Raw genomic sequence first — 15309 nt, forward strand, 5'->3', positions numbered from 1 at the left:
AGCTTCAATTTTAAATCTAGATATCTTTCTCTATTATTGATGAATAATCCCTTTTTGTGAAGGCCATCAGGATGAGGGAGATTACTTTTGGTTGGTGTGGATGAGAGAGGGTTAAAGTTTCCCCTGTTTTGTGAACTGCTTCACAGTTCTTGCGTATCAGTAGTAAATATACTACAGTGGTAGTAAACTGCATTGTTAGAGATATATTTGCCTTTCATGTTTTTTAAAATGCTTAAAATGCCTATATAAGGAGCTTGTCATGGCTTCCGATGCACATGAATTTTGCCAGCATTGTGGCGCGGCCTATCCGTCACATGCGCGCTTCTGCCCCCACTGTGGTCAGGGAACAAAGGAGCAGAGCCAATCGTCTCTGCCTGTGGTCCAGCACGCAGTGGTGCTTCCCGCTCCGAATGTGCAACGGGTGCTGAAGGGGCGCTATCGTATCCTCAAGCATATTGGTAGCGGTGGCTATGGCAAGGTCTATAAAGCAGAGGATAGCGAATTTGGCGACCGGCTCGTGGCCATTAAAGAGATGGAGACGAATGGTAGCCCGGAGGAGGTCAAAGAGGCGGAGGAGGCCTTTAAGCACGAGGCCCTCCTGCTGGCCCGCCTCACTCATCCCGGCCTCCCCAGCATTTTTGATTATTTTAGCGAAGGTGGACGCTGGTACCTGGTCATGAGCTTTGTCGAGGGAGTGGCGTTGGAGGAGTACCAGGAGCGAAGCCCACGCAAGCAGGTCAGCGTGTCGGAGGCGCTCCAGATTGGTATTCAGCTTAGTTCTGTGTTGGGTTATCTGCATTCGCGCCAGCCGCCGATTATCTTCCGCGATCTCAAGCCCGCTAATGTGATGCGTACTCCCGAAGGGCAGATCTACCTGATCGATTTTGGTATTGCGCGCCTCTTCAAGCAGGGGCAGACGAAGGATACCATTGCCCTGGGATCGCCGGGCTATGCAGCCCCCGAGCAGTATGGCAAGAAGCAGTCTACCCCGCAGACCGATGTCTATAGCCTGGGGGCTACCCTGCATCACCTCATCAGTGGTACAGACCCCTCGCTGACCCCCTTTATCTTCGCACGCCTGGATGTGCCTGAACACCTGGGGTTGAACGAACTCCTCCTGGCGATGGTGGATACGGATATTCGCAAACGTCCCGCCAACATGACAGCGGTAAAGCAGGGCTTACAGCGTATCGCGCGCGAATGCCCTCCTGGTATTTATGCCAGAGTTGGCGTTCCCCACCAGGCCCCTGTACGGCCAGGCCTGGCGCCTCAACCAGCTCCCGTGCCAGTGCGTTCGCGTGGTCCCGTCTCGGTCGAGGCTGTCATGCAGCGTAGGCAGGTGTTACGCCCCTCGGTATATCGCCCGCGCCAGGAGCAACTTCAGGTACTCTCCCCTGTTCAGCCACACCCCCTAGGGACAAAGATTGAGACCTATTTCTCTCTTCCCAAAAGTAATCCGTTCTCGCGCCGCGCGCTCTTGATTGGTGGGAGCATGTTTGCCGTCGGCGCCGTGGGTTTCTGTGGACTCTCTTCGTTCTTATTGCAAGCCCGAGCTGCTCTGCCTGGCTCCAAACCTGGAGTGCCCATATCAGATAAGCCAGGTAATGAAGGGGTATTGCAGAATGGCGCTCTTGCCGCAAGCTGGGCGCCTGATGGGCAACGTTTCGCTATGGCTGAAGCGTCGCCGGAGGGTCTGATCACAATAGGCGACGCTAGTGGCAATCCGCTGTACCAACTAAGCGGGCATACAGGCAAAGTTTCGTCTTTAGCCTGGTCGCCAGATGGAAAATACCTGGCCTCGGGCAGCTATGATACAACTGTGCGTATCTGGGATGTGAGGCGGCAGAATGCAATATATCAATATTCTCAGCATGATAGCCGGGTGATCGCCCTGGCCTGGTCGCACGATGGAACATGGATCGCCTCATCTGATGAGCATAGCCCTGTCCAGGTCTGGAAGGCTCAGTCTGGTTCTTATGGTGACGGTATGTGGACTATTGATCAGTATGGACCGGCGCAGGCACTCGCCTTCTCTCCTGATAGCAGATATCTGGCATCAGGTCACGCTGCGAAGCATGGGATGATCCTTACTGATGTGTTGAGCCGTCAATCTTCGATTCCAAATAATGGAAGCGCTCAGGCCCTGGCCTGGGCGCCGGATGGTAAGTCTATTGCTTATGCCGACGGAGACGCGATCTATGTTATGGCATTCGAAAATGGCAATTTGACTGAACCGTTTTACGCGTTTCGTGACTATCAAGACAGCGTCTCGGCGTTAGCCTGGTCTCCTGATGGAGTATCTATCGCCGCAGCATATTGGAATGGAGCTCTTCAGATTTGGAATATACAAAAAAAACGGGTACAGAAAGTATTGAGTATTCCTAATGGAGGGGTGGCGCTTTCGCTCTCCTGGTCAAAGAATAACCAGCTACTTGCCTCTGATAGCTTAGGAGAGATGCATACCTGGCCGGTTTAGTCCATGCAAGCATGGACCCTACAACGGTTCGCAAGCTCATCCCAGGTAAGGTGTATATCTCAAGCTCATCCGGGGTAAGGTGTGTATGGTGGCGAGCGGGCACCATACACACCTTACCCCGGAGCGCCGCAGGGGCGAAGGCCATGCTTATGGAGGGGAATATATCGACCTCGAACGGATGTTATAGAGAGCGAAGAGTTCTTTACAACATCTTTTTTGTGTTTCTGTTGCTTGATGGAGAGGGATCTGGATTCTATGACAAAGCAAGCAAAAATTATAGTCACAATTGGGTTGATGTTGGGGATGGCGCTGACGGCATTGGATACGACGATTGTAGGAACGGCCATGCCGAGCATTGTGGGAAAGCTCGGGGGCGTCACATTATATGCCTGGGTCATTTCTATCTATTTACTTACATCTACTGTTACTGTACCTATCTATGGGAAGCTCGCGGATCTGTATGGACGCAAACTGCTGCTCCTGGGTGGCACGGCCATTTTCCTGGCTGGCTCAATCGCCTGTGGCCTCTCCCAGAACATGGTGGAGCTGATTATCTTTCGCGCCATTCAAGGCCTGGGAGCGGGCGCGGTGCAGCCGCTGGTCTTGACGATTATTGGAGATATCTTTGCCCTGGAGGAGCGGGCGCGAGTGCAGGGCCTCTTCAGTGGGGTCTGGGGTCTCTCCAGCATCGTTGGCCCCGCCATTGGTGGCGTGATCGTGGATCGCCTCTCCTGGAGCTGGGTCTTCTATATTAATATTCCTTTGGTCTTCTCTCTGCACTATTGCTAATTATTGCTCTCAAAGAGAATGTTACGCGCTCGAAGCACCAGCTGGACTATCTGGGGGCGGCGACCCTTACTGGTTCGGTGGTGGCGCTCCTCTTTGCTATTCAAGAGGGCGGCAGTACCTGGGCCTGGGGCTCGCCACAGAGTATAGGTCTTTTCGCCGTGGCAGTGCTACTGCTGGCGCTCTTCCTCCGGGTGGAGGCGCGGGCGAGCGAACCTGTACTGCCACTCGCGCTCTTCAAGAATCGTTTTGTCACGCTAGCGAGCATCGGCGGCGTGATTTTGGGAACGGTCATGTTTGGCGTCAGCTCATACCTGCCGCTTTATGTGCAGGGCGTACGGGGTGGCTCAGCGACCGAGGCGGGCCTGATCTTGATGCCGCTGCTCGTCTCCTGGCCTATTGCCGCTGTCTTGAGTGGACGCCTCGTTATGCGCATGGGCTATCGCTTTCCTGCGATCCTGGGCTCCCTGCTGTCAATGATGGGCGCGCTCTGTGTCGCTCTCTTTAACATGCAGACCTCATATATCCTGGCGATCTTTCCCATTATCGCCATTGGCGCGGGCCTGGGCCTGATCAGCAATGTCTATATTCTCTCGGTGCAGAACTCGGTGCCCTGGAATGTGCGCGGTGTAGCAACCGCGGCCACGCAGTTCTTCCGTACCATGGGTGGCACAATCGCGATTGCGGTCATGGGAACTGTGCTTAACGCGCAAATGGGGGCGCGCTTCGCGACGATCCTGGCCCGCTTCCCTGGAGGGATTAGTCATGTGGCGGCCCAGGACTCTCCAGCCAATCTGCTGGTGCGTCCCGAGACGCGGAATCTCTTCTCTCCCTCATTGTTGGTCCAGTTGCAAGATGCCTTGATGCAGAGCCTCTTCTGGGTCTATCTCTTGACCGCGATTGTGGCGGCGGGGGCCGTTATCGTGGCCCTGTATGTGCCGCGCGGTCGTGCTGAAGAGCATGCCTATCGTGAGGCAAGAGGAGATGAGGCACCTGTTTCTGCCCCAGTGGTGCATGTAGATATGGGCTAAGGTGTGAGCTGTATAGTGAAGATGGGCTGTCAGAGCTGAACGACATGCCCCGTACCATTATATGTAGACGCGTGCGCTTGCCCCCGAATGGGGGTTAGCAGCGTCGAGTTACACGGCTCAATACTACCATACATTACGTTGAGAAGAGGTGACTTGTTGATGAAGACACAGATCCTTGATGCCAACGTGCGCTCGTTTCTGCTGCATGAAACGCGCACAGGCAAACTGGCGACAGTATGCGCTGATGGACGCCCCCATGTCGTCCCCATCTGGTATTACGTGGATGGCGATGACATTATTTTTATGACGGGCCATAAAACTGTTAAAGCGAAGAACATGCAGCGCGATGGACGTGTAAGCATGTGCGTAGATGACGAAAACGCGCCCTACGCCTACGCCCAGGTCGAGGGAACGGTCAGCTTTAGCGAGGATCCGCAGGAGCTAGTACACTGGGCAACCGTCATCGGTGGTCGCTATATGGGTCAGGATCGTGCCGCGGAATACGGCAAGCGCAACGGCGTGCCGGGGGAACTGGTGGTGCGTCTGCATCCAACAAAGATTCTGTTCGAAGAGAACATTGCCGAATAATACTACCTATAAACTGAGGAGGGCATCCAGCTGGATGCCCTCCTCAGTTTATAGGTGGCGATGCTAGCGAATGGTATGCGTCTTACGCAGGAGCGCGTCTCCCTGATTGAAGAGATTTCCTTGCTGGATGTTGGCCTCGTTGTGCTGGCTATTGCCGCCAAACTCGGCGTTTTCAAGCAGGGTAATCATCTGCAAGGCGAGGGCGTCGCGTTGCGTGGTCAGGCTGGTAATGGTCTGCTCCAGATTCTGGTAGGTCTCGTCATTCGTTGAGGAACTGGCGAGAGCCTGCGTGGAGATCTCAAGCGTTGTCAGGCCGAAGTCACCCACAGGCGCGTTGATCTGTTTGTAATACTGGGCCAGTCGGGTGTAGAAGGAGCGATTATGCTGAATGACGGCTGGGAGCGCCTTCTCGTTCAAGGCTTCAAAGAGTACACGCCCATCATGGCGATAGTCATCTTTGAGGCCCAGTAGGAGCATCATCGTGGGACGTACATCGGTGTGATCGGCCCAGATACTATCGTTGATGCCCAGGTGCGCCACGCCGGGACCCACCAGGCCCAGCCAGGTGCGGTTGATATCTGGCGAGACATCACCATGATTCCAGGCAAAAGCTGGACTCTCATAAACGCAGGCTTTGGTGCAGTTGGGCGCGCCCGTTGCCCCGTAGTAATCGGGCTTGGCGAAGAGCGTGAAGTTTGGTGTGCGCGCCGGGTCCGAGGTGATCATATGCAGAGTATTCATCTCGACCGGGTCGGCCAGGTAGTTGGTGAGCTTCTCATCCTGATTGGTAAGCGGGTTGGTCACCTGGAGGCTAGCTGTATCCTGCTCCAGCTTACGCGTCACCTGATCGCCAGGCTTGGGATTGCCGGTGATATAGAAGTTGGGGGCGGAATCCGCGTGTACCAAGAAGGGCGTGGTGTTCTGCTTCTGTGTTGCCAGCAGGCCCGTCAGGTTTACGTTGACCTCGCCAATCTGGCTGTAAGAGCAGGGGACAGTGACGCCATCGCAGTTGGCGGGCGTTGGCGCGCCACCCACAAAGTGGTCGCCCTCGTCGGCAGTAAAGACGAAGAGGGTATTATTGGCGTTAATACCATCGGCGTTGAGGCGCTGGAAAAACTTGCCAAAGGCCTCATCATACGACTTCAGCGCGCTGACATAGCCCGCCGAGCCTGGGCCATAGGCACCTGCCCCAGCGTGGTTGTCGTGTGCATCTGAGATATAGGCATAGGTGACGGGAATGTTATGCTCCTGCATCGCGGCCACGTAGGCCAGCGACGTGGAAGCGCTCATGCCATCAAAGCCTGGGAAACCAACGTTTCCCTTCGCGCTTTGAATCACATTGCCATCCAGGTCGGTGAGAGGCTGGTCGGGACTGATCTGAGGAGCGACATACTTATGGCCAAAAAGCCCCTGATAGTTGGTATAGCCACCCGGCTCGTTAGGAAGTACATCCGCCTGACCTTTCACGCAGACAGAAGAGCCTTGCGCGCAGTGGACGGCGATACCAACGTAGTCAGCGGTGGCCTGGTCGGGATTGGCCTTTACCTCAGTCGCTTCGGGCGAGTTCGCGCCAAAGACGGTAGGAATATCGACGCCAATATTCTCTAATACCGTATTGGCAGTTGCGACGGCGCCAAAGTTACACCCGGCCCGCGTATAGGAGACCCAAGGGGCTGGTGTATTGTTCCCCTTCTCATCCAGCATAGTGTATTTGGTATCGCTGGGAGTTGAGGTGCTGTAATCGTAGAGGGGCGAGGTCCAGTAGGCAAAGGAGACGGCGGGATTGCTTGTGCCATCAGGATTAAAGTAGCGATAGCTATTGCTGACAGGCACGCCGTTCCGGCTTGGATAGATGCCAGTCAATGTAGTGAGAATATCGGTTGCTGTATGCGCGATGAGAGGCGTATGTTGGTTTGAGAGCATCGTGCCATGACTGGTAATGAAGTTGAGAAGATTCGGCATCTGCTCCAGGTCTGAAGGGACATTCTGGTTATCGCGCGAGAGGTGGACATTATCGAAGTCTAGATAGATAACGTGTTTGACATTGCCCTGGGGAGAATTGATCTGGCAGGTATTCTCTTTGGTTTTGGCGACCGCCGAAGCGGGTGATGCAAACCCGGCTGCCAGTGATAAGAGACACAGTCCTACGAGTGTGACAAGGTGGGGTAGATGGGCGCGCCAGCTAGATGTGCGCATCGTTCCTCCTACGTTTTCTCTGCTGTTACTGCGGGTCCTGTCATACGAATATTAATAAATGGTTAAGTCGTTTTAAAGAGTATTTTACAGTACGAATACTCTTTTACCACAGAAAAGTATAGCATATAAGAGTATGTCTTAAGAGGCTCAGAGAGCCAGGAGTAAACTGAAAGGAGACAATAAAGGAACGCCAAACTGAGCAAGAAGGAGTCGAAGCTGATGAATGAGAGCATCAACAGAAAGCGCTATCCATCGGATCTTACCGATGCACAATGGGACCTGTTGGCACCCTTCATCCCACCACCATCCCCCAACGCAACCCAGGAAGTGATTCCCAGACGAGAAATCGTCAATGGCATTCTGTATGTCCTGCGGACAGGCTGTTCTTGGCGACAAATGCCTCACGACCTGCCCAATGGCAAAACGGTGTTTCATTATTTCCGTTGCTGGCAACGGGATGGGACCTGGGAAAAAGCGATGCATGCCTTACGCCGCCAGGTGCGTGGCTCGATGGGGCGAGAGGAAGAACCTAGCGCCGGTATCATCGACAGCCAATCGAGCAAGACCAGTCCAGTCCCAGGCATCGGGCGTGGCTATGATGGCGGGAAAAAAAATCTGGGGACGCAAAAGGCACCTCCTTGTTGACACTCAGGGCTTCATCTTGGCTGTCATGGTCCTTGCAGCCAACATCGCCGATGTGACTGGCGCTCGCCTCTTGTTAGAAGGGCTCGCCAACCAGTTCCCTCGTCTCTCGCATCTGTTCGCCGATCATGGCTATGACGGGGAACCCTTTGAGCAATGGCTCCAACACCATCTTGGATGGGAGATCGAAATCGTTCCCCAGCAAGAGCGTGAGGTGCATACCGAGTGGGCGCTCATCAATGGGCAGCCGGTCGAGATTCGCAAACCAAAGGGAGGCTTCCAGGTTCAGCGCAAGCGCTGGATCGTGGAACGAACCTTTGGCTGGCTTATCCGCTACCGACGACTCGCTCGCGATTACGAGGGGTTGCCTTCAAGCAGCGAGGCCTTCATCCAGGTGGCTTCCATTCGTCTTTTATTGACCCGTTTGGCTCCTTCCCGATACTAATTATTCGTCTTAAGACACACTCTAAGGGGTAGAAATAGTAGTGCGCAAAAAGAGTGGGTAGACGCCCACTCTTTTTGCGCACTACTATTTCTACCCCTTATTTTTCATCATCATCGTCATCGTCGCCATCGGCGTGGCCGGGCTGGCGAAGTGGTTTGGCTGCTTCAGGCGAGGTGCCGAAGTGTGGATGGATCCAGGCCTTGGCGCGCAGGTAGAGGGCCATCAGGCCGGTAAACCAGAGGCCGCCATACATATAGCCAGCCATCACATCGCTAGGCCAGTGCGCGCCCAGGTAGACGCGTGAGGGGCCAATACAGGCGATGAGCAGCAGGCAGGCTGTAATAAGCGTATTGCGTATTTTGCCGCTGCGCCAGTTTGAGGCCAACAGGTAGGTCAGCAGGCCATAGAAGTTGGTATAGTGCATGACGTGGCCGCTGGGAAAGCTGGGTTCGTTGATGACGCGCACCACTGTCACAAGCTCATTTGTGGGTCGTGGGCGCTTGATCACGCGCTTGACGATCGCGTTGAGCAGCGTCGAGGAACTGGTGAGCAGAATAAAGAGAGCTTCCAGGCGGAAGCGCAAGGCCCAGAAGATACCCGCCGCCGCCACGGTCTGGGGCACGGCCCACTTGGGAAAGCCAATCTCTGAGACGCCATAGAAGAAGCGGCGGAGCCAGGGTTGACGCCGTTTCTGTAGTTGCGCCGTGATTGTCATATCGCCCGGAAAGAATTGTGTGCGTTGGGCGATAAATGAGAGAATGATAACGCCAGAGAGCAACCAGAGATAGAAGGCCATATACATGGTGCCACGTGAGACCGCTTTCCGGCCTGAATACGATGTCTCCGCCGCTTTGCGCTGGGCCTCATTGACCACGGGCGCCAGGTCCGGCAGTGGCGACGATGGTGGAGCGGCTGCCTCCTTGGGTGGGGTAACATTGGGTATGATCTTATTAGTTTTATCAAAAAGCCTGAACTTGTTGGGCATACAGTATACTCCCCTCTAGATGATGGTGAAGCGTGTGTCCTATGTATAGGCACGTCGAGCAGGCGTCAAAGGTTGATGTTGTGAGATATTTGCGCTATCGATCACTCGCTGTGGTATGCGCACACGTAGCGCCGCCGGGATAATCTCAATTTTGGCTGGCGTTGTACCAATCTGTTCGCCATCTGCGTGCAGCGACAAGGGTGTCCTGGCTGTAATATACAGCTTTTTGATGCGTCGGCGTTTCACTTTTGGCTCAAATACGCGCCGTCCCTGGCTGATAGCGATGGCGTGTAGTATGTATTCCAGTTTACTAAAGTTCTGGTAAATAAGAATGTCGAGATAGCCATCATCCATAACCGCCTGGGGCGCGAATTGGAGATGTGCTCCGTAGAAGGGCGAGTTACAGACGCTGACCTGGAGTGCGCGGTAGCTACGCGTATGCCCATCATCAAAGGTGATTTTCACGCGCTCCGGGTGGAAAGAGAAGAGTATGTGTATTCCATTGATCATGCCCCGTATCGTCTCGCGAAAGCCTGAGCTTTTGATGTCTTCAGCCGCAGGGAAGAGGGCAGCCTCCAGGCCGATACCAGATACCTCCAGGAAGATCTGGCCATTGATGGAGCCCACATCGATACAGCCGGTTTTCCCTTCGGCAATGACCTGGCAGGCCTCGTCAATATCTTCACTGATATGCAGGCTATGCGCGATATTATTCATAGTTCCGCATGGAAGTATACCGAGAATGCTTTTACTGCCTATCAGGCCGCTGGCGACCGAGTGGAGTGTGCCGTCGCCGCCAGCGGCAATGATGAGCTCAATACCTGCCTGTGCGGCCTCGCGCGCGAGACCTGCGCCAGGATCATCCGCTGTGGTATAGCGTACCTCTGCCTCAATGTGATAGTGACGCAGATTGTTCAGGATGCGATCCTCGATCTCATTCTGTCCAGCCGGGGCCGCCTGGTTCGCCATAGGCGAGGAACCGGAGGTCGGGTTGCGTATGATGATAGCGCGCATAATCTTCCCTCTGCCATACGTGTCTCTTGCTCTCTTTATGCTCTTATGCGGAAACCAACGTCACTGTCATGACTAGCGCTTCCCCCATTCGGGGACAGGCGCGCTCAGGTTTCTGAATAGGCAGTATCTAGAAGCTCGCTTAACTCTGCTTATAACACGAATGTGCAGCTGGGTTAGCCTCAGAAAGGCTGGTTTAGCCCTTGCCAGGGGTGGTACGCACGCTGGCCCAGCGAACGCTCTCGCTGAGCGTTGGATACTGGATGGTGGTCGAGGCCAGCTGCTCGACACCCAGGTTATTGCGCATAGCCAGGACAATAGGTGTGATCAGATCGTCGGCGCGATCGCCCAGGATATGAGCACCGAGCACCTGATTCTGCTCGTCGATCAGGAGCTTGATGAGCCCAGTGGTGCGTCCATTGACGATAGCGCGTGCGTTCTCCTTAAATGGGGTACGCCCCACGCGATAGGGGATGCCACTGGCGCGTAGCTGCTCCTCTGTGCTTCCCACATGTGCCAGGGGGGGATCGGTAAAGATGACCCAGGGCACCACCTGGAGATTAAAGTTCTGTGGATGATGTGAGAGGGCGTTGCGGGCTGCGGCCTTACCTTGCGCGCTGGCGACATGCGTGAGGCGCATCCCTCCGATAACATCGCCTGCCGCCCAGATATGCGGAACGCTGGTGCGCAGGGTCGCATCTACGAGAATGCGATTGTTGTCTGACCGGACATCCGCTGCCTCCAGGTGGAGTGGGGCCAGGTTGGGTTCGCGTCCCGTAGCCAGCAGTATGTCCGTGACATCTAGCTCACGCTGGCGCCTGGATGTGTCTTGAAAGCGCAGACGTTTCCCTTGAGGAGTAAGCTCGGCCTGCTGTAGTGTAACGCCCGTCTCGATCTGAATGCCCTCCTGGCGCAACACCTGTTCGAGGAGCTTGACCAGTTCGCTATCCTCGTGTTCGAGGAGGGTTGGCTTGCTCTCCAGTAGCGTTACCTCGACGCCGAAGCGGCGGAACATCTGCGCGAACTCAACCCCTAAGGGGCCACCACCAATGATAGCCAGGCTGTGTGGTAGTTGTGGGAGCTTCATGACATCTACATTGGTCAGGAAACCCGTGTGGTCCAGTCCCCGAATGGGTGGGGTAATGGTATGACTGCCGGCGGTGATAATGATGCGCGCGGCTTCATAGAGGCGACCGCCTATGCCCATCTCATGTTCTGAGATGAACTCGGCCTCGCCCTCGATAACTTCAATGCCACGCTGGCGCAGCTTTTCGCGTGCCTGAATGGGCGTACCACCACGGACCTGCTCTATCACGCACTGGACGTAGCGCTGGATGCCGGGCCAATCTACGTCGGCACTAGGTATCTGTATCCCATATATAGTGGCCTGCTGAGCCTGATGACGGATGCTGGCGATATGCAGGAGGGCCTTGGTCGGATCACAGCCATAATTGAGATAGGTTCCTCCCAATTTGTCACGTTCAATCAATCCAACACGCATACCGTGAGTTGCCGCCTCGTTCGCCGCGCTGCTGCCAGCCGCTCCGGCCCCGATAACCATGAGATCATAGCGCGTAAGGGTCATTACTGCATCTCCCTTCTAGACGTTGTAGAGACAGAAACGCTTGCTGACATGCTCTCGTGTTTCTCAGCAGATGCCAGCAAGCGTTATGTACGTAGGCCCTATGTCATGACGATACAATCGTTTAGCCTAGCGCGGTGGTTGATCGCGATAGGGTTGCTGTGAGAATGATCTCCGCTGGAGCTGTTCATCGGCCTGTTTTGCGGCGGCTGCCTGAGCGGGAGTCATGCCACCAGGGGCCATGCCACCAGGTCCTCCTGTCATGCCACCAGGGGCCATGCCGGGGTGCCCTTCAGGACCATAGGCGCCGGTTGGAGCTTGCATCGGCTCCTGTGCTGTAGTGGGACGACCAAACCGACCCTCTGTGCGCTGTAGCAGCTGTTGCGCAGATTCACGCCCACCCAGGCCAAAGGCTAGACCAAAGGCTAGAGCCAGCGCGCCCACGATGGCGGCAAACAGGGTTTGCAGAATGGCTGGCGCGATCTGAAGCTGGTAGAGCGCAAGCAAGGCTGCAAGCGCGATAATAGCTACGCGTGTGATGGTCGAGAAGACGCGCGGATTACCAACACCACTCGATGCTGTCGCTCCTAAAACGATATCTCCCACAAAGGTCGCGAGGAGCGTGCCCAGGAAGAGCGCGAGAATGGCTACAAAGACGTTTGGAATGTAGGCAACAATCGTACTGAGTAGATTGCTGATTGTAGGCAGTCCGAGGCTGTCGGATGCGGGCACAAGGAAGATCAAAAAGACGAACCAGAAGGCAACTCTACCTAGAAGCCTGGCTACATTTATGTCTGTATTCAGGCGTCGCTCCAGGTTCACAAGACCAGCACGTTCGGATGCCGCGTCGACGTTTGCGCGGTGGCAAACCCAGACCACAGCCTTCTCCACCAATTTGGCTATGATAAAGCCAATTAAGAGAATTACCAGGAAACCAACGAGTTTGGGGATAAAGGCAAAGACAGCTGCTAAGACTCCCACCAGGGAGTTCCATACTGCCGCACCCCAATTGCCAATCGTGTTCACTGCAAACTCCTTTCTCTCTCTCTCTCTCATGCGAGGATCAGAAAGATGTTGTATACCTATCGATAGCATATTTAGTATAGTCATTATCTTATAGTCGTGTTTATGTTGTTTTACCTCTGGTATGAAGAAACTTTTCCATAAAGCTGTTCGTGATGTACATGATAAAGGAGTTGCTACGCGTCTCCTCTGCCTTGTGATGTGCTTTAGTAATTGCCCATGCAATTGCGTGTACCAGGTTGTTGGGCGCGCAAAAACAGGCGTTCCTGCCTGGAAACGGGGGAAGGATGTTGTATGTCGCTTGAGGATAAGGCCCTGGTTCACACAAGCACGCTCTTCGCCAATCCCTTTGACCTTGCGGACCTGGAAGTATTTGATGATGCCACGCTGCAAAGGGTATGTGTGGGTGAGCATGCGAGCGTACCTTTTGAGATCCTGGCCTTGAGCTTGCGTGACGCTCCTGAGAGCTTATTGCGGCGCATTGCGCATTGTCTTTCACCTGCTCAATGGGCGCAACTTCAGCATGTGCAGCGCCGTTTTTGCCCTTCACAAGAGGATGTCGAGCACGCGCGACGCCTGCTGCTAGATCACCTCTTCTGGGAGTTGACATACTGGAAGACGCCCGAACTGTACGAGGAATTGACGGAGGGTGAACACCTGCACCCAGAGATCTTTCCGCGTCTTGCGCCAGACATTCACGCGAAAGAGGTGCTGGATGTTGGAGCTGGGAGCGGGCGGGCAACTATTGAGTGCCTGCGTTATGGCGCGGCGCATGTCTATGCGGTCGAGCCTTCTCCGGGTCTACGTCGCATTCTAGAGCAGAAGTTGCGGTATATGCCTCAGCCCTCACGCTTTGTCTCGTGTAGTGGCAGTTTTGAGGATCTCCCGCTAGAGGATCAGAGTGTGGACCTTACGCTTTCCTGTTCCGCCTTTACTGCGTTGCCGGGACAGGGAGGTGAGCCAGGACTGAGCGAGTTGAAGCGTGTAACCCGCGTTGGTGGCAAGATCGTGCTCATCTGGCCTCGGTATGAGGACCGCGCCTGGCTGGAGGAGCATGGCTTTACGTACGTTACCCTACCTATGGATCAGGAGATGCGTGTTCGCTTTCGCTCGCAAAAAGCTGCCCTGGAGTGTGCGAGGCATTTTTACACATACAATCACGAGGTTGCGCGCTATGTCCTGATGCATCAGAGCGCAGACATTCCTTTCTCGGTTATTGGCCTCAATCCCCCATGTGAGTACTGCTGGCTTCAGGTGTAGTGCTAGCTGCGCAAAAATCTTATTCCGAACCGCAACGTCACTGGCGTGCCTAGCGCTTCCCCCATTCGGGGGCAAGCGGTGGCACCCCCATTCGGAGGCACAGCGGCAGCGCGCTCAGGGTTTTTTTCGGATCAGAAGTGTATGTTCGAAAGGATGAGAGATACATGGTTGCAGAAACACAGCCCCCAACGACGACAAGCTGGATTGATACGCCACCCCGTAGTCCAGCCCTGCGTAAGTACAATGCCGAGCTTATCGAGCATATGTCCTGGTTAGAGAAGGTGGCTAACCCGGTCCAGGGCTGGCTCCATAAGCTCTTCGGTCAGCCAGGTGAGCAGTCCTACAAAGTGAAGGACCTGCTTAACGGTGTCTGGCTTGGTCACCCGGTGCATCCAGCCATTGTCACGATTCCGCTGGGAGCCTGGACTGCCACGCAGGTACTGGACCTTGCCTGGTTGCTGAATGAAGATGATGGTATCGCTCGTAGCGCAGATATCACGCTCTGGCTTGGCCTGGTAGGCGCGACTGGCGCAGCCCTGACGGGGGCATCGAACTGGGTAGATACCGATGGCCCGGAGCGCCGTACCGGTATCTGGCACGCCCTGCTCAACAGCGGAGTCACAGTACTCAACATTGGCTCGGCGATTATGCGTGTGACGGGACAACGCAAAACGGCAATTACGCTCTCGTCCCTGGGGTTGACGATCTCGCTCTACTCGGCTTACCTGGGCGGCGAGCTTGCTTATTCCAGCGCGATTGGTGTCAATCGCGTGGCCCCTGAAGGCGGCTCAGATGATTTTGTGCCTGTGCTGGACGCGGAGAAGCTGGAAGAGAATAAGCTGACGCGTGTGGATGCAGCCGGAATTCCCGCCGTTCTCTACAAGAGTAATGGAAAAACCTATGCTATTGCCGCAACCTGCTCGCACCTGGGTGGGCCGCTGGATGAGGGACGCTGTGAGGCTGGCGTCGTCTACTGTCCGTGGCATAACTCAGGTTTTCGCATGAACGATGGAAGCGTTGTAAATAGTCCCGCGGTCTACGCACAGCCTACCTTTGATGTTCGTGTGCGTGAAGGAAAAATTGAGTTGCGTCGTCGCGAGCATGCCTAATCTGCCTTTTCTTCTCAGCACCTGCGGTATATCGCATAAGAGTCAATTGTAGTGACTGACTGGCTTTGCCAGCCAGTCAGTCACTACAATTGACTCTTATATCTTCTCATCTACTCTTATATAACCTCTCTCTACCTGGATTCTCCAGCTTCTCTGGCTGTTTTATATACTATAA

Annotated in this window: 13 protein-coding genes; 8 read left to right on the forward strand and 5 right to left on the reverse strand. The window is 54.9% G+C overall.

Going from position 1 to position 15309, the window contains the following annotated elements; all coding sequences use genetic code 11:
- Positions 1-259 precede the first annotated feature (259 nt).
- From JMJ16_RS26355 to JMJ16_RS26370, 4 genes are all read left to right on the forward strand, one after another.
- The gene (locus tag JMJ16_RS26355; RefSeq protein WP_201386421.1) at positions 260-2476 is read left to right on the forward strand and encodes a protein kinase; all 2217 of its coding nucleotides are present in this window, start codon (positions 260-262) and stop codon (positions 2474-2476) included.
- Positions 2477-2731: 255 nt separating this feature from the next.
- Positions 2732-3265, forward strand: coding sequence for an MFS transporter (locus tag JMJ16_RS26360; protein ID WP_201386422.1), 534 nt, complete (start codon positions 2732-2734; stop codon positions 3263-3265).
- On the forward strand, positions 3259-4293 hold the full coding sequence (locus tag JMJ16_RS26365; RefSeq protein WP_201386423.1) for an MFS transporter: 1035 nt from the start codon (positions 3259-3261) through the stop codon (positions 4291-4293). The genes JMJ16_RS26360 and JMJ16_RS26365 overlap by 7 nt, the downstream gene beginning before the upstream one ends.
- A 159-nt stretch (positions 4294-4452) precedes the next feature.
- Positions 4453-4881, forward strand: coding sequence for a PPOX class F420-dependent oxidoreductase (locus JMJ16_RS26370; protein WP_201386424.1), 429 nt, complete (start codon positions 4453-4455; stop codon positions 4879-4881).
- 63 nt (positions 4882-4944) lie between these two features.
- Here the strand turns inward: JMJ16_RS26370 and JMJ16_RS26375 are convergent, their stop codons facing one another.
- Positions 4945-7077 (reverse strand): hypothetical protein, encoded by a 2133-nt coding sequence (locus JMJ16_RS26375; RefSeq protein WP_201386425.1) that lies wholly within the window; start codon positions 7075-7077, stop codon positions 4945-4947.
- 219 nt (positions 7078-7296) lie between these two features.
- On the opposite strand from JMJ16_RS26375, the gene JMJ16_RS54605 reads away from it, so the two are divergent.
- Both JMJ16_RS54605 and JMJ16_RS54610 read left to right on the forward strand, forming a co-directional pair.
- On the forward strand, positions 7297-7722 hold the full coding sequence (locus tag JMJ16_RS54605; protein WP_236601243.1) for a transposase: 426 nt from the start codon (positions 7297-7299) through the stop codon (positions 7720-7722).
- A complete protein-coding gene (locus JMJ16_RS54610) occupies positions 7667-8164 on the forward strand; it encodes an IS5 family transposase (protein ID WP_236601241.1) in 498 nt (165 codons plus the stop codon). The genes JMJ16_RS54605 and JMJ16_RS54610 overlap by 56 nt, the downstream gene beginning before the upstream one ends.
- Before the next feature lie 97 nt (positions 8165-8261).
- Here JMJ16_RS54610 and JMJ16_RS26385 read toward each other — a convergent pair whose 3' ends face one another.
- The 4 genes from JMJ16_RS26385 to JMJ16_RS26400 all read right to left on the reverse strand — a co-directional run bounded on the left by JMJ16_RS26385 (position 8262) and on the right by JMJ16_RS26400 (position 12768).
- Positions 8262-9149: a phosphatase PAP2 family protein gene (locus tag JMJ16_RS26385; protein WP_201386426.1), complete on the reverse strand. Its 888-nt coding sequence runs from the start codon at positions 9147-9149 to the stop codon at positions 8262-8264.
- Positions 9150-9188: 39 nt separating this feature from the next.
- A complete protein-coding gene (locus JMJ16_RS26390) occupies positions 9189-10163 on the reverse strand; it encodes a diacylglycerol kinase family protein (RefSeq protein WP_201386428.1) in 975 nt (324 codons plus the stop codon).
- Between the two features lie 193 nt (positions 10164-10356).
- The gene (locus JMJ16_RS26395; RefSeq protein ID WP_201386430.1) at positions 10357-11745 is read right to left on the reverse strand and encodes an NAD(P)/FAD-dependent oxidoreductase; all 1389 of its coding nucleotides are present in this window, start codon (positions 11743-11745) and stop codon (positions 10357-10359) included.
- 126 nt (positions 11746-11871) lie between these two features.
- Positions 11872-12768, reverse strand: coding sequence for a hypothetical protein (locus JMJ16_RS26400; RefSeq protein ID WP_201386432.1), 897 nt, complete (start codon positions 12766-12768; stop codon positions 11872-11874).
- 291 nt (positions 12769-13059) lie between these two features.
- On the opposite strand from JMJ16_RS26400, the gene JMJ16_RS26405 reads away from it, so the two are divergent.
- A complete protein-coding gene (locus tag JMJ16_RS26405; protein WP_201386434.1) occupies positions 13060-14025 on the forward strand; it encodes a methyltransferase domain-containing protein in 966 nt (321 codons plus the stop codon).
- 164 nt (positions 14026-14189) lie between these two features.
- Entirely contained in the window at positions 14190-15134 is a 945-nt protein-coding gene (locus tag JMJ16_RS26410; protein WP_201386436.1) for a DUF2231 domain-containing protein, read from the forward strand.
- The last annotated feature ends 175 nt before the right edge of the window (positions 15135-15309 follow it).

The sequence above is a fragment of the Ktedonobacter sp. SOSP1-52 genome (assembly GCF_016587395.1).

Coding starts and splice junctions, on each gene's coding strand:
- JMJ16_RS26355 (WP_201386421.1), top strand. CDS start 260: ATGGCTTCCGATGCACATGAATTTTGCCAGCATTGTGGCGCGGCCTAT.
- JMJ16_RS26360 (WP_201386422.1), top strand. CDS start 2,732: ATGACAAAGCAAGCAAAAATTATAGTCACAATTGGGTTGATGTTGGGG.
- JMJ16_RS26370 (WP_201386424.1), top strand. CDS start 4,453: ATGAAGACACAGATCCTTGATGCCAACGTGCGCTCGTTTCTGCTGCAT.
- JMJ16_RS26375 (WP_201386425.1), bottom strand. CDS start 7,077: ATGCGCACATCTAGCTGGCGCGCCCATCTACCCCACCTTGTCACACTC.
- JMJ16_RS54605 (WP_236601243.1), top strand. CDS start 7,297: ATGAATGAGAGCATCAACAGAAAGCGCTATCCATCGGATCTTACCGAT.
- JMJ16_RS26385 (WP_201386426.1), bottom strand. CDS start 9,149: ATGCCCAACAAGTTCAGGCTTTTTGATAAAACTAATAAGATCATACCC.
- JMJ16_RS26390 (WP_201386428.1), bottom strand. CDS start 10,163: ATGCGCGCTATCATCATACGCAACCCGACCTCCGGTTCCTCGCCTATG.
- JMJ16_RS26395 (WP_201386430.1), bottom strand. CDS start 11,745: ATGACCCTTACGCGCTATGATCTCATGGTTATCGGGGCCGGAGCGGCT.
- JMJ16_RS26405 (WP_201386434.1), top strand. CDS start 13,060: ATGTCGCTTGAGGATAAGGCCCTGGTTCACACAAGCACGCTCTTCGCC.
- JMJ16_RS26410 (WP_201386436.1), top strand. CDS start 14,190: ATGGTTGCAGAAACACAGCCCCCAACGACGACAAGCTGGATTGATACG.